The sequence below is a fragment of the Lachnospira pectinoschiza genome (assembly GCF_900103815.1).
GTDB lineage: Bacteria > Bacillota > Clostridia > Lachnospirales > Lachnospiraceae > Lachnospira > Lachnospira pectinoschiza_B.
Map to the genome: position 1 here is coordinate 24,026 of NZ_FNHZ01000006.1, position 23,659 is coordinate 47,684.

Here is a 23,659-nt window from a genome sequence, read left to right on the forward strand (position 1 = left end):
TTAGGTTTTGTTGATTATTTTTGGAAGAAGGATTTAATCAATAATGAGTTAAGATTAAGAGGAAAGTTATGGTTGATACAATAGCTGCTATCTCTACTAGCACCATGTCTAGTGGAGGAATTAGTATAATAAGAGTAAGCGGAAGTGAAGCAATCGATATAGTTGATAGCTTATTTTTGTCAAAAAAGAATATTAAATTGAAAAATGTAGCTTCTCATACAGTTCATTATGGCAATATCGTCTATGAGGATAAACTAATAGATGAAGTGCTAGTTATTGTAATGAAAGCTCCTAATACATATACACGTGAGGACATTGTTGAAATTGATTGTCACGGTGGAATACTTGTAACAAAAAGGATTTTAGAGATAGTCCTAAAGAGTGGTGCAAGACTAGCAGAACCAGGCGAGTTTACAAAGCGTGCCTTCTTAAATGGACGTATTGATTTATCTCAAGCTGAGGCCGTAATTGATATTATTAATGCCAAGAATGACTTAGCATTAAAGTCCTCTGTAAAGCAATTAAATGGAAAATTATCTGAAAAGATTAAAGGATATAGAGAGATTATCTTAAATAATGTGGCATTTATTGAGGCTGCACTAGATGACCCGGAACATATTGATATTAATGATAATGTAGATAAGATGACAAAAGATGTGGATAACCTTGTGGATAATGTGAATAAACTGTTGAAAACCTTTGAAAATGGGCGCATTATACATGATGGTATTAGCACTGTAATATTGGGTAAAACTAATGCTGGTAAGTCATCACTTCTCAACGTCCTTGCTAGGGCTGAAAGGGCCATAGTTACTGACATTGAGGGCACTACAAGAGATGTGCTTGAGGAGTCAATTAACCTATCTGGAATCACTCTAAATCTTGTGGATACAGCAGGAATTAGAAAGACAGATGACATTGTGGAAAACATTGGTGTGCAGAAAGCTAAGAAGTACGCAGTGGATGCAGATTTGGTTATTTATGTTGTGGATTCAACACGTGATTTAGATGATAATGATTTTGAAATTATGTCCTTAATAAAGGATAAGAAGGTTTTAGTTCTTCTAAATAAGATTGATCTTGAGATGGTTGTTTCTAAAGAAGATATTATGAAACATTTGCCTAATGCTAGGGTAGTTTCGATCTCAGCAAAAGAGGAGATTGGTATTGATAATCTTGAGGATGAGATTAAGGAAATGTTCTTTAGTGGCAACATTCAAGTAAATGATGAAGTCTACATAACTAGTGCAAGACACAAACAATTATTAACTGAAGCAGTGGCAAGCTTAGAGCTTGTAAAGCAGGGAATTGAAGCAGAGGTAAGTGAGGATTTTCTTACAATTGACCTTATGACTGCTTATGAAAAGCTTGGTTTAATTGTTGGTGAAGAAGTAGAAGATGATTTGGCGAACAGAATATTTGAAAGATTCTGTATGGGTAAGTAAATGTAAGAATCGAGGAAGTTATCATGCATAATATTAAAGAAGAATATGACGTAGTAGTTGTTGGTGCAGGTCATGCAGGCTGTGAGGCAGCCCTTGCAAGTGCCAGAATGGGTTTAAATACAATCGTGTTTACAGTAAGTGTAGACAGTATCGCTATGATGCCATGTAACCCTAATATCGGTGGTAGTTCTAAGGGACATCTTGTTAGAGAAATTGATGCATTAGGCGGCGAAATGGGTAAGAACATCGATGCTACATTTATACAATCAAAGATGCTTAACGCTTCAAAGGGCCCCGCTGTTCACTCATTACGTGCACAGGCTGATAAGCAGGACTACACAAGACATATGAGACAGGTGCTTGAGAATACTGATAATTTAACAGTAAGACAGGGCGAGGTTTCTGAAATCATGGTAAATGACGGTGTTATCGCTGGTGTTAAGACAGTTTCTGGCGCTGAATATTTCGCTAAGGCAGTAGTTTTATGTACTGGCGTATATTTAAAGGCTAGATGTATTTATGGCGATGTAAGCCAATATACAGGCCCTAACGGCCTTCAGGCAGCAAATCATTTGACACAGAGCTTAATTGATAACGGAATTGAAGTTAGAAGATTTAAGACAGGTACTCCAGCTAGAGTAGATAAGCGTTCTATCGACTTTTCTAAGATGGCGGAACAGTTTGGTGATGAAAGAGTTGTTCCATTTTCATTCACAACAGACCCTGAATCAATCCAGAAAGAACAGGTTTCATGCTGGTTGACATATACTAACGAGGAGACTCACAAAATTATTAGAGATAACCTTGATAGATCACCACTTTATTCAGGAAATATCCACGGTGTAGGACCTAGATATTGCCCATCAATCGAGGATAAGGTAGTTAGATTTGCAGACAAGGACAGACATCAGGTATTCGTTGAGCCAGAGGGTCTCTACACTAACGAGATGTACCTTGGTGGTATGAGTAGTTCCCTTCCAGAAGACGTTCAGTATGCTATGTATAGAACTGTTCCTGGCCTTGAAAATGTAAAAATCGTACGTAATGCCTATGCTATCGAATATGACTGTATCAGCGCAATTCAGTTAAAGTCTTCTCTTGAATTTAAGAAGATTAGCGGTTTATTTGCTGGTGGTCAGTTTAATGGTAGTTCAGGTTATGAAGAAGCTGCAGCACAGGGTATTATTGCTGGTATAAATGCAGCGCTTTATGTAAAGAAAGAAGAGCCATTAATTCTTGATAGATCAGAGAGTTACATTGGTGTATTAATAGATGACTTAGTAACTAAGGAAACATCTGAACCATACAGAATGATGACAAGTAGAGCAGAATATAGACTTGTTTTAAGACAGGATAATGCAGACATCCGTTTAACAAAGTATGGTCACAAGATTGGTTTAATTAGTGATGAGCGTATGAATAAGTTAAATGAGAAGATTAGACTCATAGATGAAGAAATTGAACGTGTAAAAACTGTAAATGTGGGGACAAGTGAAGAAGTTCAGAAGGTTCTTGTGGAAAACGGATCAACAGAACTTACTACAGGTGTAACCCTTGCAGAATTAATTAGACGTCCAGAGCTAAATTACGAAGTATTAGCTCCAATTGATAAGCATAGACCAGAACTTCCTTGGGATGTTCAGGAACAGGTAAATATCAATCTTAAGTATGAAGGTTATATTAGCCGTCAGTTAAGACAGGTTGAACATTTTAAGAAGCTTGAAGGCAAGATGATTCCTGAAGAATTAGATTATTTTGCTATTTCAGGTCTTAGAAAAGAAGCTATGCAGAAGCTAGATAAATTCAAGCCTCGTTCAATTGGCCAGGCTTCAAGAATCTCAGGTGTATCACCTGCAGATATCTCTGTATTATTGGTTTATTTAGAGTCATACAGACGCAATCTTGCAAAGTAGAAAGGATTAAGCATAATGAAAAAAGAAGAAATGCTTTTTATAGATAATCTTAAAGAATTAGGTGTTGAAATCGATTCAAAGCAGTTAGAACAGTTCAATCAGTATTATGAGACACTTGTTGAATGGAACGAATTCATGAACCTAACAGGTATAACAGAATATGATGAGGTTTTATTAAAGCATTTTGTAGATAGCTTAGTGCTTGATCCAAACAAACTTATTAAGTCAGATAAGATAAAGCTTATTGATGTTGGAACTGGTGCGGGTTTCCCTGGCCTTCCAATAAAGATAGCATTTCCTAATGTAGACGTTGTCCTACTTGATTCTCTTAATAAAAGAATTAAGTTCTTAGACGAGGTCATTAATAAATTAGGTCTTGAAAATATTAAGACTATCCACAGTAGAGCCGAAGATGGCGGACGAAACAAGGAATTAAGAGAGCAGTTTGATATTGCGATTTCTCGTGCCGTTGCTAATTTATCATCCCTTGCAGAGTACAATTTACCTTATGTTAAACTAGGCGGTTATTTTGTAGCTATGAAGTCCGGAGAGATTGATGAAGAAGCTGAAAATGCAAAGAAAGCCATTAAGCTACTAGGTGGACAGCTTGAAAAAATCACTAAATTTAGATTACCAAATACAGATATAGACAGATCTTTAGTCCTTATAAAGAAGGTTAAAGAAACATCAAAAAAGTACCCAAGAAAGGCTGGACTTCCAACAAAGGAGCCACTTTCATAAATAAACAAAACCCTGAAACCAACTGTGATTGTATGGTTTCAGGGTTATTTTTTTTATAAAATATTTAGTTCTATTAGCTTTTATTAAGCTAAGAAAATCTCAACCTGCTTTGCAAATTCTTCTGGTTCTTCAACCTGAGGAAGTTTTTTTGCATTAGGAATAAAGTAAGTTTCAATAGCCGGATTTAAATCAGTATATTCTTCGATAACATTTGCATTATTATCAAGTTCACCACCGATAATGTAGATACTATTATCTACAGAAGCTAAAAGTCTAGCAATGGCAACAGTTGTGTAGTGGCACTCCTTACTTGTGTAGAGGTGCTTGCTAGCTGCGCCCTGTAAATGTGATGACTCATAATAAGCGTCAAGGAAGTCGCTTGGAACTTCACCCTTTGCGAAAATGTGATTAGCCATTGTATTGTTAATAGAACCTTTACTAGCACAAATATTGTAAACTAATGTACCAATAATAGGTGTCTCAAGAATAATTCTTGTTATCTTAGACTGCTTAGTTGGTGTTAACATCGCTGTCTTAATTGATTCTGGACTTACTAAAATGATGTTATTAATGATGTCCTTGTTGTTAAAGGCACTAGCAACTGCAATTGGAGCAGATGCTGAAGTTGCGATAACATCAGTCTTTTTGGTAATAACATTGTTAATAAAGTCTGCTACAAGCTGTGTGTACATATAAGTTGTATATGTAAGATTTGGCTTGTCAGAGTTTCCACATCCAAGTAAATCGATTGCATAAACGGTATGCTTTTCTGCGAGAATATCTATAACATTATCCCATTCATATGATGAACTAAAGGAACTTAAATCATGAATTAATAAAACTGGTTTCCCAGATCCCTGTACACTATAGCTGATATTGCCAAATTTCCAAGGATAACATGAGTTAATACGTTTATCTGTGATGCCCTTCGATGTTGCTGTACTAAAGATAAGTTTATTTATAAGGTGTGCTGTTGTAAGAACGGCTGTACAGACACCTGCAAAAAGACCGAGCTTTTGCCATTTATTCATATATTACCTCCGAATTACTAAATAATTAGTATTTTCTTATATAATATTATAGTCTAATAAAGACTAACTATCAAACAATAATTTCAAAATACAAATTTAAAATATAAATTACTCAAGTCTTATATAAATAGTAAAAAAGTACTTTATTTCTAGTCCAAAATAGGTTAAAATTTTTATGGTAGTAGTAAAAAGTGCAAAAACAACTACATTTTTACTATTTTTATGGTACTATAGAACGTGTAGGTACCATATATTAAATCTTTTGTTTATTAAGTATTGGAGCAAATATGTATAATAGAGAAAAGGCACGGGAGTTTATTGAAGAAGAATTCAGATATTGGCAGCTTGAGAAACTAGAATTAGAAAATGATATTCAACTTGGTAACTCTAAACTTGCCTCTATTGATAATGAGATATCTGAGCTTAAGGAAAAAATGGGAAAAGATGATTATGCTTTTCATTCCACCAATTTTGACGATGAACTAGCAATCAAACTTGAAACATTAAATAAAACAAAAGAGGAAATCCTATCAGAGGACATTGCATATAAGGATCGATTGAAGTTAATAGAGCAAAAGATAGAAAATCTAGATCATATAATCAATGACGATGATTTACAGGATAATGATACTACTACAGAAATCTCTAAAGATATACTTAGAAGTATAGAATTTGAAAGAGAACGAATTTCTCGAGATATTCATGACACAGTAATACAAACATTGACGGCTTTGTCATATAAGGATGAATTTATTATTAAATTAATTGAACAAGATACAAAGAGAGCAAAGCTAGAATTACAATCAAGAAGAACAGCACTTAAAGATTGTATAAACGAATTAAGAGAGATTATTTCAAATTTACGTATGGGACAAGTCAAGGATTTAGGATTTGAAGCTGCATGTAATCAATGCATTTCTAAATTAAAAGATTCCAGCGATATTATTTTTAATTATAGCTTTATTGGTGATGATAATGTGGACGACATTATTGCAATAAGTATTTTACGAATCATAAACGAACTTACTAGTAACTCAATTAAACATTCTAAATGCAGTAAGGTCGATATCAGTATTAAGAAAACCAACAATGAGATAGTACTTAAACATAAAGATAACGGTATCGGATTTGATTTCGATAATCAAAGACATGTAAAATATAATAAAACAGGTTTTGGTATGGTGATGTTAAGGGAACGTGTTGAATTACTTAAAGGGGTGATAAGTTTTTCTAATCACAAGGGGTCTTCATTTACTATAACAATACCAATAAAGTAAAAAACGGGAGGGTTTTTATGGCAGTTAACGTTTTACTAGCAGATGATCATAGAATGGTCAGAGAGGGGCTTATTCAATTGCTTGAGATGGACCATGAAATTCAGGTCGTTGGTGAAGCAGGAGACGGTTATGAATGCTTAAACTTAGCAAATAAGACGAAGCCCAATGTAGTTCTATTAGATATTAATATGCCTAACTTGGATGGCTTACAAGTTTTAAGTATTATGAAGCAACAGAAAATGCTTTGTAAAGTAGTTATTTTGACAATTCATAAAGAAGTAGAGTATTTAGTTAAGGCTTTAGATGAAGGTTGTGACGGATACGTATTAAAGGATTCAGATTTTGATACATTAAAGAAAGCAATCTTTGCAGTATATGCTGGAGATACTTATGTTGAGCCAAGCTTAATGCCATTACTTAATGCAAGTCTTGCAGAAAGAGATGTAATGAATGAAAAGTTAAGCGACTTAACTAAGAGAGAAATCGAAGTACTTAAAATGATCGCTGCAGGATCATTTAATAAAGAAATTGCTTCTACATTAAATATAAGTGAAAGAACAGTAAAGAATCACGTATCTAATATATTTAAGAAGATCGGTGTTTCTGATAGAACTCAAGCTGCTGTTTTTGCTATTAAAAACAATATTATTTCAATTAAGTAATTAGCTAATAGCTATCAATATTGAAAAGTAAGAGGATTTGATTAATCAAATCCTCTTTTTTATTATTATGTTTCATGTGAAACATATAGAGAATTATCTCAAGTAGAGTGTGAATTGTTATTTCATGTTTCACATGAAACATATAGAGTATTACTTCAAGTAGAGTGTGAATTGTTTTTCTATGTTTCTCATGAAACAGTAGTTATAATTATCTTAGGATGAAGTTAGTTATTAATATATGATGTTTCACATGAAACATTCAAGTATGGTTAAATGATATTTAATTAGATAATAGATAAAATAATTCTTGAAACTATATATTTGATCCGCTTATAAGCTGGAAATACTTATAAATACAGGCTTTCAGAAGCTAATGTTTCATGTGAAACATTTAAAATTAGGCATGTAACCTAGCTGAAGATAGACTGGATGATTAATATATGCGGTATAAGAATACAAATAACAGTACTCACTAATAACAATTATAGTCGATTATAGAATAATAATCCACAAGCCAGATAATAAAATAAGAATTAATAACTATTATATACTGTTTAGATAATAATGGCATGAATTTGAACGCAGTGTAAGCAATCCCCCGCTTCAAAAGCGTAAGCTTTAAGCGGGGGTATAAAGCTTACTAGTGTCAAAGGGGTTAAAGCCCCTTCTGACAGGTGGCACAAAGTGCCACTGCGTTCATGAGGAAGTAGCGAAGCGGATTCCGAATGTCCGCTTTACTTCAATAATAAGTCCTTTTTGAATTGTCCATATAATGTTTCACATGAAACATTTCATAAGAAATATTTTAAATAACAACATAAATACCCCTAACTATAATATCTATAAATCCACTACAATTTCTTTTTCTCCATCCTCAATATTACATTATCAAAAAAACACAATTTTTCAGAGGTATAATAACACCTCTTAAAAAACGTAATTTTTTAAAAATCATATGTTCCACGTGAAACAAAATGGAAAAAACTATGGATAGTTTTTTGACGAAGTGATATAATATTTAATAGTTATTTGCGTGAAGTTTCACGTGGAACATTACATAGTTAATGTCATTGATTTATATATTTTACACTAAAGATAACTATTAAAAGGAAATAAAATGGGAGGTATAAGATGGGTCGAACTATAGCAATTGCTAACCAGAAGGGCGGCGTTGGAAAAACAACAACAGCAATTAATTTATCAGCTTGTCTAGCAGAGGCAGGTCAGAAAGTTCTTGTTATCGACATTGATCCACAGGGTAACACAACTAGTGGATTTGGTTTATCAAAAGATGGTTCCAATAATACGGTGTATGAAGTAATTCTTCAGGAATGTAATATAAGAGATGCAATTATTGAAAATGTAGTCGATAATCTCGACATTATCACATCTAATGTAAATCTTGCTGGTGCAGAAATTGATTTGATTGATATTGATAATAGAGAGTATTCACTTAAGAGTGCAATTACAGAAGTAAGAGATCAGTATGATTATATAATTCTTGATTGCCCACCTTCATTAAGTATGCTAACAGTTAATGCTATGACAGCAGCTGATACAGTTTTAGTACCAATTCAATGTGAGTATTATGCTCTAGAAGGTTTGACACAGTTAATACATACAATTAATTTGGTTAAGAAGAAACTTAATCCAGAACTTGAATTAGAGGGTGTTGTATTTACAATGTATGACTCTAGAACTAATTTATCATTACAGGTCGTAGAGAATGTAAAAGATAATTTACAGGAGAACATTTATAAGACAATTATCCCTAGAAATATTAGACTAGCAGAAGCACCTAGCCACGGTTTACCAATTAATATTTATGATAGTAAATCATCTGGAGCTGAAAGCTACAGAATGTTAGCTGCAGAAGTTATGGGAAACAAATAGTGAAAGGTGAGGGATTTTATGGCAACAAAGAAGACTGCAACAAAAGGTTTAGGTAAAGGCTTAGGAAAAGGCATTGGTGCTTTAATTCCTGAAGTTGAAACTAGTAGTAAAGAACCGATTATTAAAGAAGTTGAAGTAGTTAAGGAAGTAGTAAAAGAAGTTCCTGTTGAGAATAAAGTAAAGATTTCATTAGTAGAGCCTAATAGAGATCAGCCAAGAAAGATGTTCGATGAAGATGCATTAATTGAGCTATCAGAATCTATTAAGCAGTATGGCATTTTACAGCCGCTTCTTGTTCAGAAGAAGGATAACTACTATGAAATTATTGCAGGTGAACGTAGATGGAGAGCTGCTAAGATGGCCGGAGTCAAGGAAGTACCTGTAATTATTAAGGATTACACAACTCAGGAAGTTATGGAAATCGCTTTGATTGAGAACATCCAGAGAGAAGATTTAAATCCTATTGAAGAGGCACTTGCATATCAGAGGTTGATTAAGGACTACAGATTAAAACAAGATGAAGTAGCTGAAAAGGTATCTAAATCTAGAACAGCTATTACAAATTCTCTTAGATTACTTAAGCTTGATTCAAGAGTACAAGATATGGTAGTTGAAGGTAAATTATCTAGTGGTCATGCAAGAGCTATTATTACAATCGAAGATAAGGATAAGCAGTATTTTATTGCTCAGAAGATTTTTGATGAGAAGTTAAGCGTAAGAGATGTAGAAAAGCTTATGCGTGAACTTGATAAGCCAGAAAAGGTAGAGAAGCCAAAGCCAGAGAATGACTTTGTTTACCGTGACTTAGAAGAGAAATTTAAGAAGATTATGGGCACTCAGGTTGTTATTAAGAATAAGAATAACAACAAGGGTAAGATTGAGATTGAATATTATTCTCAGGCTGAATTAGAGCGTATTATTGACCTATTTAATAAGGTTAAATAATAAATTGCTAAATAAAATTAGCAAAATTAAATATTAGGAAGGTAGAATTATGTTAGACGTATTTGGTTTATTTGAAGTAAATACACTATACGTGCTAGTTGGCATGATAGGATTTACACTTATAGCATTTATACTTGCAATAGTAGCTATTGTCAAAGCTTCTAAGATGAAGAAGAAGTACACATTAATGATGGAAGGCTCGGAAGGAAAGAGCATAGAAAAGCTAATCAGAGAGTATACAGGCGATATTAAGGGCTTAAAGGAAACTGCAGATGCCAATACTGAATCTATCAAAGATATTTACGAAAAGTTAGAGTACACATTTACAAAGGTTGGAATAGTTAAATACGACGCCTTCCACGAAATGGGCGGAAAGTTAAGCTTTGCTCTATGTATGTTAGATAAGGCCAATAATGGTTATGTTGTAAATGTAATGCACAGTAACACAGGTTGCTTTGCCTACATTAAGGAAATCGTTCGCGGTGAGTCTTACTTAGAGCTTGGTGATGAAGAGGCAAAGGCCTTAAACGAGGCACTTGCAGGACGTCTTGGTGATGCAAACTTAAGTAAAGAAGTTAATGATTTAGTTCAGCAGAATAAGATGTAAATTTTCACATAAATAAAGACTAAATTAGTGTTGAAAAAATGCTATATCAGTGCTAAATTGACATAGATGAAAACATATACACTAAAATTAAAATATATAAGCATAAATTGCAGAAATGAGGAAATATGTTAGATTTAAAATTTGTAAGAGAAAATCCTGATATTGTTAAACAGAATATCAAAAACAAGTTCCAGGATAGAAAACTTCCTTTAGTAGATGAAGTTATTGAATTAGACGCTCAGGCTAGAGCAACTAAGACAGAAGCTGATGAATTAAGAGCTAACCGTAACAAGCTTTCTAAGCAGATTGGTGCTTTAATGGGTCAGGGAAAGAAAGAAGAAGCTGAAGAAGTTAAGGCTCAGGTAAACGCTCAGGCTGAAAAGTTAAAGGAACTTGAGGCTAAGGAATCAGAGCTTAATGAAAAAGTTACTAAGATTATGATGACAATCCCTAACATTATCGATCCTTCAGTACCTATTGGTAAGGATGATAGTGAAAATGTTGAAATCCAGAAGTACGGCGATCCTGTTGTACCTGATTTCGAAATCCCATACCATACAGATATTATGGAAAGATTTGACGGAATTGATATGGATTCAGCAGGTAAGGTTGCAGGTAATGGTTTCTACTACCTTATGGGCGATATCGCTAGATTACATTCAGCAGTAACAGCTTATGCTAGAGATTTCATGATCGATAGAGGTTTCACATATTGCATCCCTCCTTACATGATTAGAAGTAGCGTAGTTACTGGCGTTATGTCATTTGATGAAATGGACGCAATGATGTATAAAATCGAAGGTGAAGATCTTTACTTAATCGGAACTTCAGAGCATTCAATGATTGGTAAGTTCATCGATACAATCACACCAGAGGAAGAACTTCCAAAGACACTTACAAGTTTCTCTCCATGTTTCCGTAAGGAAAAAGGTGCTCACGGTATTGAAGAGCGTGGTGTTTACAGAATTCACCAGTTTGAAAAGCAGGAAATGATCGTTGTTTGTAAGCCAGAAGATAGCAAGATGTGGTTCGATAAGTTATGGCAGAACACTGTAGATTTCTTTAGAACACTCGATGTACCTGTAAGAACACTTGAGTGCTGTTCAGGCGATTTAGCTGACCTTAAGGTTAAGTCAATTGACGTTGAAGCTTGGTCTCCAAGACAGAAGAAGTACTTCGAAGTTGGTTCATGCTCTAACTTAGGCGATGCTCAGGCTAGAAGACTTAAGATCAGAGTTCAGGGTTCTGATAAGAATAAGTACTTTGCTCATACATTAAATAACACTTGTGTTGCACCTCCTAGAATGCTTATCGCTTTCTTAGAGAACAATTTACAGGCAGATGGTAGAGTTCTTATCCCTGAGGCATTAAGACCTTATATGGGCGGAAAAACAGAGCTTGTACCTACAAAGTAATTAAATAGATAATCGATAGATTTAAAAACTAATCTGCTTATATCCAATGGGTATAGGCAGATTTTTTTATAAGAAAATGAATATATATAGGGGGGATTTTATGAAAGAGGCAGTGAATCCATTTTTACCAAGTTATGAATATGTGCCAGACGGGGAGCCACATATCTTTGGAGATAGAGTTTATCTGTACGGAAGTCACGACAAGTTCGGAGGAAAGGATTATTGTGAAAATGATTATGTCTGTTGGTCTGCATCAATTGATAATCTAGCAAATTGGCGCTATGAAGGTGTGATTTATAGAAAAGAAGATGATCCAAAGCAGGTAGATAGAAAAATTTTATTTGCACCTGATGTGATAAAGGGAAAAGATGGCAGATTTTATCTATATTATTCCCTTGCTCATTCCTCAATAATATCTGTCGCAGTTTGTAATGAGCCTGCAGGAAAATATAGTTACCTAGGGGATGTTTCACTAGCTGATGGACGCGTCTATGGCACTAAGGCAGGGGATTATTATCAGTTTGACCCGGCTGTATTTATGGATGATGATGGGGAGATTTATCTTTATTCTGGCTTTTGTCCACGACAAGAAGAGGACGAATTAGGCAGGAAATATGTGGGATGTCATGTATCAAAAATAGAAGATGACTATCTAACTATGAAGTCAGAGCCTGTAGTTGTCATTAATAGAAAGGACGATTTCTATGATGAAACTAGGTATTTTGAAGCTCCTTCTATGCGTAAATTTGGGGATAATTACTATCTAATCTATTCAGTGCGACTAGGTGGCCTTCACTATATGATGAGCAAATATCCTGATAGGGATTTTGTATATAAAGGAAGGCTACATTCCACATCAGATGTAGGAATAAATGGTTATACGGCCGATAAGCCAGCTTATCCTAATGGGAATACTCATGGCAGTTTAATTAAGATTAAGAATCAATACTACATCTTTGATCACAGATATAGTAATGCTAGCTCATATAGCCGACAGGCCGTTGCAGAGAAAATATATATGGCAGATGATGGCAGCTTTAAACAAGTGGAAGCAACAAGTTGTGGCTTAAATGATGGTCCACTAAAAGTTAAAGGCACAATTTCAAGCTATATAGCCTGTAATTTGATTGATGGGATAAATTATAAGGAAAAGGAAGAAAAGGCTCTAAATAGCCTTAGAATAAGCCAAGATGGACCTGACAGAGAAGTAGGAGAAGACCAGTATGTTTCACATATTCATAATACATGTGTGATTGGCTATAAGTACTTTGAATTGCCGGCTTCTACAGCTACTACTACACTTACAAACTTTTCTAAGTCCACTAATATGACCCTTAATCTAACAATTCGTGGAGAGGCTAAAGGTAAATTTAATATAAAGCTTATTTATAAGAATAGTACTTATGAAAATGTAAATATTTGCTTTGAGTTAAATTGTAAAAATGAGACATGGACAAGTTTTAATACAGATAAATTCCCATTAATAGAAGGAGAAATATTCGCTATATTCTTTAAATATGAGGGTGAGGGTGAATTTGAATTTAAGGACTTTAGTTTTAAAAAGGTCTAAATTTTACAAAAGAACAAATTGATATAATGTCTAAAATTTACAAAAGAAATCATTAAAAAATGTCTGAAAATTACACAGTAAATTTTACCAATTTACAGAATCAATAATAGATACATTTTCAGATGAAAAATATAAAATCAAAAACGCCCCTAGCTTGGCTAGGAGCGTTTTCTTGTGTTGAAATGAGAAGAAATTAATATCAAATCTATTACACATTATTATATTTAAAGGAGATTAATATTACTGGAAATCAACGACATTAATCCACTTCTCAAGCAAGTCTTTTTCTTCCTTCTTGTCTTTAGCTAATCTAGCTGCAGCTACAATTGGAAGCCATGTAGTAACATATGTCTTCTGTGTGTTAGTTGCCTTACAGAAAGCATCCATATACTTATCAGCAATATCACTTGCCTCACCATACTGAAGCTTAAGTAAAAGATAAGTATTTGCAATATCAGCAGAAGCATTACCCTGTGTTGCATGAACCCAGTCAACTGCTGTAAGAGACTTGATGTTACCATCTTTATCTACGTCGGCGATAATGTTATCTGGACAAAAATCACCGTGACAAAGCTTTGTATGATTATGCATAGAATCAAGTCTTGTCTCAAGCTCATACTTTGTTGAGCTATCGATATTTGTTAAAGAATCAATCTGTCTATGAAGCTTGTCCTTTAATACTAAGAGTAATGGGTTAGACTTCTTCTGGAAATCAACCTGGTATTCAACCATCTTGTTGATGTACTCATCAACCTTAGCAGGATACTTCTTGATTAACTCAGTAAGAGTTGGTCCTTCTACATACTCACTTGTGATACTCCACTGTCCATCAGCTACATCAACTGATAAAAGCTTAGGTATCTTTGCCCCAGCATCTTCTACACGAGCTGTATTAAGAGCTTCATATAAAACGTCTGACTTATTATACTTCTTGTCAAAAACCTTAGTTACCTTGTTACCGTCTAAATAAACGGATTTTAACTTATTTTCAGCTATTAATTTTTTCATGTGCTCATCCTTTCTACTACTAAATAGTCCCCATAAAAAGCTTTGTTCTAATCTAAAATATAATTACTTTGTCTTCTTTGTGATATCAACAACCTTACCATAGTAAGCCTTGATGTACATTTCCTTGATTTCACTGATAAGTGGATATCTTGGATTAGCACCTGTACACTGATCATCGAAGGCCATCTCTGACATTTCATCAAGAGTAGCAAGGAAATCCTTTTCTTCAATGCCGTAATCTTTAATTGTATCTTTAATACCGATTGTATGCTTAAGTTCTTCAATCTTATCGATGAGCTTGTTGAACTTTTCATCATCGTTCTTACCCTGGATACCTAAGAATTCAGCAACCTCTACGTAACGTTCCTTACAATGTGGATACTGATACTGAGGGAATGTTCCCATCTTAGTAGGTACGTCAACGGCATTAAACTTCATAATATCTGTAAGAAGAATTGCATTTGCAACACCGTGTGGTAAGTGATGGTAAGCACCAAGCTTATGAGCCATAGAGTGGCAAACACCAAGGAATGCGTTAGCGAAGGCCATACCAGCCATACAGCTAGCTACTGCCATCTTTTCTCTAGCCTTAGCGTCGTTAGCACCATTTTCATAAGCTGATGGTAAATAATCAAATATAGTCTTAATAGCCTTAAGAGAAATACCATCTGTAAACTCTGTAGCCATAATAGAAGCATAAGCCTCTAAAGCGTGAACTAATGCATCAAAACCTGAAGCAGCTGTTAAGCCCTTAGGCTGTGTCATATGCATATCAGCATCTACAATAGCCATATTAGGAAGTAATTCGTAATCAGCTAAAGGATACTTTAAACCTGTCTGCTCGTCTGTAATAACTGCGAATGGAGTTACTTCAGAACCTGTACCAGATGAAGTAGAAATAGCTACGAAGTAAGCCTTTTCACCCATCTTAGGGAATGTGTAAATTCTCTTTCTAATATCCATGAAACGCATTGCCATATCTTCGAAGTCAGCTTCTGGATGCTCATACATAACCCACATGATCTTACCAGCATCCATAGCAGAACCACCACCGATAGCAATGATTGTATCTGGTTCAAATAATCTCATAGCTTCTGCACCAGCCTTAGCACAAGCAAGTGTTGGATCTGGAGCTACATCATAGAAGCAAGTATACTGGATACCCATTTCATCGAGCTTATCTGTAATGTTCTTAATATGACCGTTCTTGTAAAGGAACTGATCAGTTACGATGAAGGCCTTCTTCTTACCCATAACGTTCTTTAATTCATCAAGAGCTACTGGAAGACAACCCTTCTTGAAGTAAACCTTTTCAGGTGCTCTAAACCAAAGCATATTTTCTCTCCTCTCAGCGACATTCTTGATATTAATAAGGTGCTTAACTCCAACGTTTTCTGAAACTGAGTTACCACCCCAAGAACCACAACCAAGAGTAAGTGAAGGTGTAAGAGTGAAGTTGTAAATATCACCGATACCACCCTGTGAAGAAGGTGTGTTAATTAAGCAACGGCAAGTCTTCATAGCTTCTGACCACTTAGCAATCTTTTCCTGCTGTGTAGGAATGTTGATATAAAGTGAAGAAGTATGACCAAAACCACCATCAGCGATTAAGTGTGAAGCCTTATCCATAGCATCTTCGAAGTCATCAGCCTTGTACATAGCAAGAACTGGTGAAAGCTTCTCATGAGCAAATTCTTCAGAAATATCAACTGAAGTAACTTCACCGATAATAATCTTTGTATCTTCTGGAACCTTAACACCAGCAAGACCAGCAATAGTAGCAGCCTTCTGACCAACGATCTTAGCATTTAAGGCACCGTTAATAAGGATAGTCTTTCTAACCTTTTCTGTTTCTGTCTTATTTAAGAAATAGCATCCTCTGTCTTCAAATTCCTTCTTAACAGCATCGTAAATCTTCTTATCAACGATTACTGACTGTTCTGAAGCACAAATCATACCATTATCAAATGTCTTAGAATGAATGATTGAGTTAACAGCTAATGTAATATCTGCTGTTTCATCAATGATTGCAGGAGTGTTACCAGCACCAACACCGAGTGCAGGAGTTCCTGATGAGTAAGCTGACTTAACCATACCAGGACCACCAGTTGCAAGGATGATATCAGCTTCCTTCATAAGCATATTTGTTAAGTCAAGAGATGGAACATCAATCCAACCAATGATACCTTCTGGAGCACCAGCCTTAACTGCAGCCTCAAGAACTACTCTAGCAGCTTCAATTGTTGAACCCTTAGCTCTTGGGTGAGGACTGATAATAATACCGTTACGAGTCTTTAAACTTACTAATGTCTTAAAAATAGCAGTTGATGTAGGGTTTGTTGTTGGAATAACAGCAGCAACAACACCGATAGGCTCTGCAATCTTAGTAATACCAGCAGCTGTATCTCTTTCAAGAACACCACAAGTCTTTGTGTCCTTATACTTATTGTAGATATACTCAGAAGCGAAATGGTTCTTGATAACCTTATCTTCAACGATACCCATTCCTGTTTCTTCAACTGCTAACTTAGCAAGACGAATTCTTTCCTTGTTAGCTGCAAGAGCTGCTGCTCTAAAAATCTTGTCTACCTGTTCCTGAGAAAATGTAGCGAATTCACGCTGAGCTTTTCTTACTGAATTAAGCTTTTCTTCAAGAGCTTCGACTGTGTCAACGACTAATGTTTTCTGTTTCTCTGACATAATCTCCTCATTTCTGCGCTGCCTATAAATTTGACTTACGACCCGGATAAAGAAATATAGATAAAACGTTGTTGCTAATTAAGGGAGGTCTATATTTCATATCGTAAATAAATTCTTTAGAAACGTAAGCAGCGCTTTACGCTCCTAATTTAGGTAAAAAGTAGCTTCAAAGGATAAAGTTACTTTTCTAACAAAGTTTGATAATTAATTAACAAGGTCAATATACCATGAGAAATAAACCGTGTCAATAGAAACTGTTAAAAAAATAACAAGCAATTTCACCTAAAAATTTGTACATTTACTAGTAATATTTTTTTTATTCCACAACTAATTGATATATTATTAAATATATGTTATTTTATAATTAATTGCAAGTGCTAGCTATATTTTTATGCTAAAAAATTAACAAAAGGTATACATAAATATAAAGTACTTGAACGTGATAATTTTATAAACCAGATCAAATGCAGCATTAAGTGGGGTAGGCTATGAAAAAGGTGAGTGTAGATAGCTTAAAAGGCAATGAAATATTGGCATTACCTGTAGTTTCTGACAACGACATCGTATTAATTCACGCAGATGTGGTGCTCACAAGTGATTTAATAAACCGTATCCACAATATAGGTTTGTATGAAGTCTATATTAAGGACGATCTTGTTAATGAAACTAAGGAAGAAAATCATGTAGAACTTCCTAAACAAGAGGAACCTGTACATGTTTATAAGGTTGAGGAAACAATTGAAAATTCTAGAGAAGTAATCAAATCTGTGTTAGAGAAGCACATTTACAAACACAATGAGGAACTTAAGCAGATCGGAAGAGAAGCGGAGAGAATCATCGACTCAGTACTTGAAGAACCAGAGGTTATTACTAACATTACAGAAATTCGTAATGTCAGTACAGATATGTATACTCATTGTATAAATGTGTGCTCCCTCTCTACAATTATGGCTCTACGTCTAAGAATGAGCGAGAAGCAGGTTAGAAATGTATCTCTTGGTGCAATCCTTCACGATATAGGTTTGCGCTATATTAAGGTACCTTATATAAATGTGACAGAGTCCGATATGTCCGACAAAGATGCCATTGAATACAAGAAACACACTATATTTGGCTATAGTTCTATTCAGGATGAAACTTGGCTAACAGATGTGGCAAAGGAGATTATTTTACTTCATCATGAAAGAATTGATGGTTCAGGCTATCCTTTTCAGCAAACAGGTGATAAACTAAGGTCAGAGGTAAAACTCGTATCAATATGTGATGAATTTGATAGTCTCATAAGTGGAATCGGAAACAGAAAATTAAAGATTTATGAGGCCATTGAGTATCTGAAGGTGCACGCAGGAACTACATTTGACGCGGCTATTACAGAAAAATTATTAGACTCCGTGGCAGCCTTCCCTGTTGGCATTACAGTAATTACTGATAAGGGTGAAAAGGGCGTGGTAATAAGGCAGAATCGTGAATATACAGATAGACCTGTTATAAAAATGACCTTCCACGCAGATGGTACACCATACGAAGAAAATATTGAGAAGAATCTTATGACAGAGCTCACAATGTTCATTGTTGATACAGAATAAATTATAGAAACGAGTGATTTTATGAACATATATACTAGAGCCGTGGGATTTAGTGATTTGACCTCCGAAAAGGAAGAAGAATTCATTAAATTAGGTATTGAGGAAAGTTTAAAAGAAGGATTTGTCGTAAGACATGAAAAGCTAGATAGAGGCGTGATAATTTTGCGCCTAAGTGAGTCCACAGGCCTCTACATTTTTGGTAGATACGATGGTGATAATTTTAAGTACGAATATTATTATCCTTTTGTTGTGGGCACTAGAGTAACGGATAATGAAGAACTTATGGTGGAGAGACATTTGGATAAGGAATCCTACGCTGTGATTTGCGATGAGCTAAAGACGGGCGTTACCCTGATTTTTTATTTGCAAAATGTAATGGATTATTTCGACTATCTCTTTAGTGGCAAGGAATTTAAGCTTGAAAAGTTCAATCCAGACGTGAGAAATGCCATTTCAAAGCAGGCAATTAGAAATAAAAAAGTGGCCCTAACAGCCCTCTCTCTTGGTGGTTTAATCCTTCTTCCAACAGCAAAGAAAAAGAAGATTAAGAGATCAGCTAAGGAAGAAGAGTCAAGAAAGAACCTTATTCAGGCCGCTAAAAAAGGCGATGAGAACGCCATTGAGAGCTTAACCATAGAGGATATGGACAAGTACAATGAGCTCTCACAAAGAATCACTAAGGAGGACATTTTCACAATTATTGACTCAACCTTTATGCCATGTGGCGTGGAGTGCGACCAATACTCAGTTGTTGGCGAAATCCTTGAACTTAAAGTCGAGGAGAATATTTATACTGGTGAGAAAATGTACATAATGCTTCTAGACTGCAACGGTCTTGTAATTACTACAGCCATTAACGCAAAGCACTTATTAGGCGAGCCAGAAATTGGCAGAAGATTTAAGGGCCAGATTTGGTTACAGGGTAATGTAAAATTCTAGGAGAAAGCTAATAAGAATAGTAACTAGCTACTTTTTTGTAGCTAGTTTTTTTGTGCTTTTATCTTTGAAAATGTAAATCTAAGTCACAAGTATAATTAAGTATTTTGTAGAAGTTGACCACGAATTTACTGTGTGATAAAATAGCATGCGTAAGCCAATTAGCCTTTAAACAAGGCTTAAAGCTTTATGTTCTCATAGTTAAGTGGATATAACGGGGACCTCCTAAGTCTCAATCCCCAGTTCGACTCTGGGTGGGAACATTTTAATTAAGAAAGCAATAGAAATGTAGAAGGGACATAAGATTTATAAGCTAAATCTCATGCCCTTTTTTACTATAATTTAATGTAAGAGGCAAATTTATCCTTTAAGTTAAGAAAGAAAAAATATGTTTAATAAGTATAGAAATATTAAGCTCATAGGAAGCGTTATAATTGTCCTAGCCCTTGTAATTACAGTTGCGGCAAACCTTAGATTTAGGAGCGTGAAGCAGTACAATGAGGACGCTAGTAGGATTGCTAGCGAGCAGGAATCTTTGGCAAAGGAATATGAAGAGAATCTAGATGATGAGTCGGATAGTAATTTAGAAGATATAGCTAGTGATATTGGAGCAGTGACAGATGAACAAGGGGAATCCACAAGCTCTTCAGATTTGAATAAAACGGACATAGAGGGCCAAGAAACTGGTGAAGGAACTGAAAGTGGAAATAGTGCTAATGAAAGTTCTAGTATAACTACAACTGATAATGCAGCTAGTGCTTCGGAAAGTTTGACAGGCAGTGAAGCAGGCAGTTCAGGAAACGCCTCAGAAAGTTCATCTGCTGGCAATTCTAACACAACTAGTTCTAGTTCAACTAATTCAGGCAAGAGCTACATTAAAGTAACTATTAGAATTACAGTAGCTGTGCTTCTTGAAGAGGGCAATTACAGCAGATTATCAGATACAGTTAAGGCAAGCATCCCATCTAATGGTGATATTGCCTATGAAACTCTTTATCTTGAAGAGGGTTCAACAGTACTAGATGCCCTTGTGGCAGTAGCTAATAAAAACGGAATTTCAATTACTAATAGTGGAGGCTATGTTTCACAAATTGCAGGTTTTGGCGAGAAGATTTTTGGAGGCTCGGCAGATTACAGTGGTTGGACCTACTACTTAAATCACAACACTAATTTAATAAACGTAGGAGCAGGCGCAAAAAAACTAACAGACGGTGATTACATTTGTTGGTGGTATACCACTAATTGGGGAGACTATAAAGGATATTAAAGGAGAGGCAAGATGAATAGTAGATGTCCATTTTTTACAAAGATGCATCCTTTGGTGCTATTAATATACATTCTTGGCATGCTAATTGTAACTATGAGTAGCCTTAATCCTTTATTACTTTCTCTTTCACTTATTTCAGGGATTGTGGTTTTAATATTCTTAAAAGGAAAAAAGGCTAAGTTATCATTTATCATATTTTTTAGCATACCAATTCTTATATTTATGATTTTAATTCAGCCCCTTTTCTATCACACAGGCCAGACCGTCCTTTTTTATGTAAATGAATCCGCAGTCTATAAGGAAAACTACATCTATGGTGGCATTGTAAGCCTTATGTTAATCGCAGGAGTGGTTTGGTGCATGGTTTTAAGAGAGCTACTAGATTCTGAGAAAATATACTACCTGTTCGGGAAGTTATCTCCAACACTAGGTCTCTTTTTTACAATGATTTTACGCTTCATTCCCCTTATGAGAGAGCGATTAGAGCAAATACATGAGGGTGAGATTGCAATGGGCCGTATAGGGCCAAATGCGGGCCATATAGCCACTATTAGAAATAGGCTTAAGGAAGTCTCAATTCTTGTGGGATGGTCCCTTGAGAGCTCCATAGAGACGGCTAATTCTATGGAGAGTAGAGGCTATGGCCTAAAGGGCAGAACAAGTTACAATAGATTCAATTTTAAAGGCCTAGATATAGGACTTATGATTTTAGAAAGCGTAGCTCTAGTCTACATGATTGCAGTGTTAGTAACTAAGGGCTTTAGAGTATATTATTTACCTGTGATAATTTTGAATAAATGGGACATTTTCAATATATTAGGGCTTATAGTTTTTGTAGTTCTTGCCCTATTGCCAATTATTCAGGAAATTATCTATAAGATATGGGAGGCGATGAATAATGACTGATAATTTTAATACAGAAATTAATAGAAATAATAACGAGAATAATATTATCGAATTTAAAAACTTTAGCTTCTCATATAGCGGCAGCGATAGACTAGCCCTTGAAGACATTAATTTAAAGGTGTTTGAGGGCACAATAAACCTTGTGATTGGAAAGTCAGGTTCTGGAAAAACTAGCTTACTTAAGATGCTAAAAACAAGCCTTATGCCAGCAGGTAAATATAGCGGAACCGTAAGCTTTAAAGGCCAGGAAATAAGTCAGATGGACCAAAGAAGTCAGACGGAAAATATCGGCTTTGTAAGCCAGAATCCAGATAATCAGATTGTTACAGACACAGTTTGGCATGAACTTGCCTTTGGCCTTGAAAACCTTGGTCTAGATAACAGTAGCATTAGAAGTAGAGTGGCTGAGATGGCTGAGTATTTTGGCATTTCTAGTTGGTATGAGAAAAAGACTAATACACTATCAGGAGGCCAAAAGCAGCTAGTAAATCTAGCCTCAGTTATGGTTACAAGACCTAAAGTTTTACTTCTTGATGAACCTACAGCTCAGCTTGATCCAGTGGCATCAAAGCGATTCCTAGACCAGATTGTGTCACTAAATAGGGACCTTGGCACAAGCATTATTATGATTGAGCATAATTTGGAAAATGTATTCGAATGGGCAGATACTGTGTTTGCCTTAGACGCTTCAAAGCTTATTTATGCAGGCAATAAAGATGGATTAATAACAAGACTTAATGAATTAAATAGTGAGCTAAAAATGTCTCTTCCAAAGCCTGTTTTAGTTTATGAAAAACTCTCAGGCAAGACAGATAAAATCACTATTCCACAAGTTAGAAGGTGGATAAACAATGAATTTGTGGATATGCCAGATAATATTAGAAAAAATGTGGAAAAGTTCCTAGAAGATTCTGAAGCAGAGGCAGATAATACTCTCAAAAATACAGAAAATAAAGCAGATAAGAAAGCAGATAAGAAATGTCCGATTATTTCAATTAAGAATTTGTCCTTTTCTTACAAAGATTCCAATAAGGATGTAATTTCAAATCTTAATTTAGATATTAATGAAGGGGAGATTACAGCTATACTTGGAGGTAATGCAGCGGGTAAATCCACACTTTTAAAGCTTATTACAAAGGTTTATAAAGCAAAGTCTGGTAAGATTAAATACATGAAGGATAAGCGCCTTATTGCCCTACCTCAAAACCCTCTAACCATCTTTACAGAAGTTAGTCTAGAAGAGGAGTTAGCAGAGGTAATAATGTCTAATCCGGCTCTTTATAAGGGCTTAAGTCTTGAGGAGAAGAAGCAAATTGTAGAGGACAGTCTTAAAAGTATGGGACTTTTATTTGCAAGGAAAATGCATCCCTACGATTTAAGTGGAGGCGAGGCTCAAAAACTTGCCCTAGCAAAGGTGCTTCTTATGAAGCCAGACATTTTATTATTAGATGAGCCAACTAAAGGCCTAGATGTATTTTTTAAGGAAGAATTAGCAAAGAGATTAGAGGGACTAGTTAAAAGTGAAAAGATGACTATTTTACTAGTGACACATGACCTTGAATGGGCGGCTAATCACGCTAATAGCTGCGCTTTACTCTTTGATAAGAACATTGCAAGCAGAGATAAAGTAAGAAAATTCTTCTCTGGTAATATGTTTTTTACAACAAGCGTTAATAGAATTATGTCTGATTTATTCAAAAATTGCATTAAGCTATCAGACGTTGATAAAATAAATAATCTTTCAAAGGACTGGTAAT

Annotated in this window: 18 protein-coding genes; 15 read left to right on the top strand and 3 right to left on the bottom strand. The window is 35.1% G+C overall.

From position 1 onward, the window contains the following. Window positions 1-68 precede the first annotated feature (68 nt). From mnmE to rsmG, 3 genes are read left to right on the top strand one after another with little or no spacing between them, the layout of a single operon-like run. A complete protein-coding gene (gene mnmE, locus BLQ66_RS09165; RefSeq protein ID WP_074521899.1) occupies window positions 69-1,445 on the top strand; it encodes a tRNA uridine-5-carboxymethylaminomethyl(34) synthesis GTPase MnmE in 1,377 nt (458 codons plus the stop codon). 23 nt (window positions 1,446-1,468) lie between these two features. Further along, complete coding sequence (gene mnmG / locus BLQ66_RS09170) at window positions 1,469-3,358, top strand: tRNA uridine-5-carboxymethylaminomethyl(34) synthesis enzyme MnmG (protein ID WP_027431108.1); 1,890 nt, start codon at window positions 1,469-1,471, stop codon at window positions 3,356-3,358. A 15-nt stretch (window positions 3,359-3,373) separates the two neighbouring features. Next, on the top strand, window positions 3,374-4,099 hold the full coding sequence (gene rsmG, locus BLQ66_RS09175; RefSeq protein WP_074521900.1) for a 16S rRNA (guanine(527)-N(7))-methyltransferase RsmG: 726 nt from the start codon (window positions 3,374-3,376) through the stop codon (window positions 4,097-4,099). Between the two features lie 83 nt (window positions 4,100-4,182). Here rsmG and BLQ66_RS09180 read toward each other — a convergent pair whose 3' ends face one another. Then, a complete protein-coding gene (locus BLQ66_RS09180) occupies window positions 4,183-5,130 on the bottom strand; it encodes an alpha/beta fold hydrolase (RefSeq protein ID WP_074521901.1) in 948 nt (315 codons plus the stop codon). Window positions 5,131-5,417: 287 nt separating this feature from the next. Between BLQ66_RS09180 and BLQ66_RS09185 the strand changes: the two genes are divergently transcribed. The 7 genes from BLQ66_RS09185 (at window position 5,418) to BLQ66_RS09215 (ending at window position 13,499) form a co-directional block, all read left to right on the top strand. Continuing rightward, on the top strand, window positions 5,418-6,407 hold the full coding sequence (locus BLQ66_RS09185; RefSeq protein ID WP_074521902.1) for a histidine kinase: 990 nt from the start codon (window positions 5,418-5,420) through the stop codon (window positions 6,405-6,407). 17 nt (window positions 6,408-6,424) lie between these two features. After that, window positions 6,425-7,069 carry a response regulator gene (locus BLQ66_RS09190; protein ID WP_027431104.1) on the top strand — a complete coding sequence of 215 codons (645 nt, stop codon included), beginning with the start codon at window positions 6,425-6,427 and terminating at the stop codon, window positions 7,067-7,069. 1,131 nt (window positions 7,070-8,200) lie between these two features. Beyond that, on the top strand, window positions 8,201-8,962 hold the full coding sequence (locus BLQ66_RS09195) for a ParA family protein (protein ID WP_074521903.1): 762 nt from the start codon (window positions 8,201-8,203) through the stop codon (window positions 8,960-8,962). A gap of 18 nt (window positions 8,963-8,980) precedes the next feature. Next, window positions 8,981-9,907: a ParB/RepB/Spo0J family partition protein gene (locus BLQ66_RS09200; RefSeq protein ID WP_074521904.1), complete on the top strand. Its 927-nt coding sequence runs from the start codon at window positions 8,981-8,983 to the stop codon at window positions 9,905-9,907. Window positions 9,908-9,956: 49 nt separating this feature from the next. Next, the gene (locus BLQ66_RS09205) at window positions 9,957-10,514 is read left to right on the top strand and encodes a DUF4446 family protein (protein ID WP_027431101.1); all 558 of its coding nucleotides are present in this window, start codon (window positions 9,957-9,959) and stop codon (window positions 10,512-10,514) included. 125 nt (window positions 10,515-10,639) lie between these two features. Further along, window positions 10,640-11,929: a serine--tRNA ligase gene (gene serS, locus BLQ66_RS09210; RefSeq protein WP_074521905.1), complete on the top strand. Its 1,290-nt coding sequence runs from the start codon at window positions 10,640-10,642 to the stop codon at window positions 11,927-11,929. A 100-nt stretch (window positions 11,930-12,029) separates the two neighbouring features. Further along, a complete protein-coding gene (locus BLQ66_RS09215; protein ID WP_074521906.1) occupies window positions 12,030-13,499 on the top strand; it encodes a family 43 glycosylhydrolase in 1,470 nt (489 codons plus the stop codon). Between the two features lie 240 nt (window positions 13,500-13,739). Here BLQ66_RS09215 and BLQ66_RS09220 read toward each other — a convergent pair whose 3' ends face one another. Then, window positions 13,740-14,507 (bottom strand): phosphotransferase family protein, encoded by a 768-nt coding sequence (locus BLQ66_RS09220; RefSeq protein WP_074521907.1) that lies wholly within the window; start codon window positions 14,505-14,507, stop codon window positions 13,740-13,742. Window positions 14,508-14,570: 63 nt separating this feature from the next. Then, window positions 14,571-17,207 (bottom strand): bifunctional acetaldehyde-CoA/alcohol dehydrogenase, encoded by a 2,637-nt coding sequence (gene adhE, locus BLQ66_RS09225; RefSeq protein ID WP_074521908.1) that lies wholly within the window; start codon window positions 17,205-17,207, stop codon window positions 14,571-14,573. A gap of 488 nt (window positions 17,208-17,695) precedes the next feature. Between adhE and BLQ66_RS09230 the strand changes: the two genes are divergently transcribed. The 5 genes from BLQ66_RS09230 to BLQ66_RS09250 all read left to right on the top strand — a co-directional run bounded on the left by BLQ66_RS09230 (window position 17,696) and on the right by BLQ66_RS09250 (window position 23,658). After that, entirely contained in the window at window positions 17,696-18,793 is a 1,098-nt protein-coding gene (locus tag BLQ66_RS09230; protein WP_074521909.1) for an HD-GYP domain-containing protein, read from the top strand. Between the two features lie 21 nt (window positions 18,794-18,814). Further along, window positions 18,815-19,732: a DUF3881 family protein gene (locus tag BLQ66_RS09235; protein ID WP_074521910.1), complete on the top strand. Its 918-nt coding sequence runs from the start codon at window positions 18,815-18,817 to the stop codon at window positions 19,730-19,732. Between the two features lie 385 nt (window positions 19,733-20,117). After that, the gene (locus tag BLQ66_RS09240; protein WP_074521911.1) at window positions 20,118-20,996 is read left to right on the top strand and encodes a DUF4430 domain-containing protein; all 879 of its coding nucleotides are present in this window, start codon (window positions 20,118-20,120) and stop codon (window positions 20,994-20,996) included. A 12-nt stretch (window positions 20,997-21,008) separates the two neighbouring features. Continuing rightward, a complete protein-coding gene (locus tag BLQ66_RS09245) occupies window positions 21,009-21,902 on the top strand; it encodes an energy-coupling factor transporter transmembrane component T (RefSeq protein ID WP_074521912.1) in 894 nt (297 codons plus the stop codon). After that, window positions 21,895-23,658, top strand: a complete 1,764-nt coding sequence (locus tag BLQ66_RS09250; RefSeq protein WP_074521913.1) for an ABC transporter ATP-binding protein — start codon at window positions 21,895-21,897, stop codon at window positions 23,656-23,658. The genes BLQ66_RS09245 and BLQ66_RS09250 overlap by 8 nt, the downstream gene beginning before the upstream one ends. Window position 23,659: the final 1 nt, after the last annotated feature.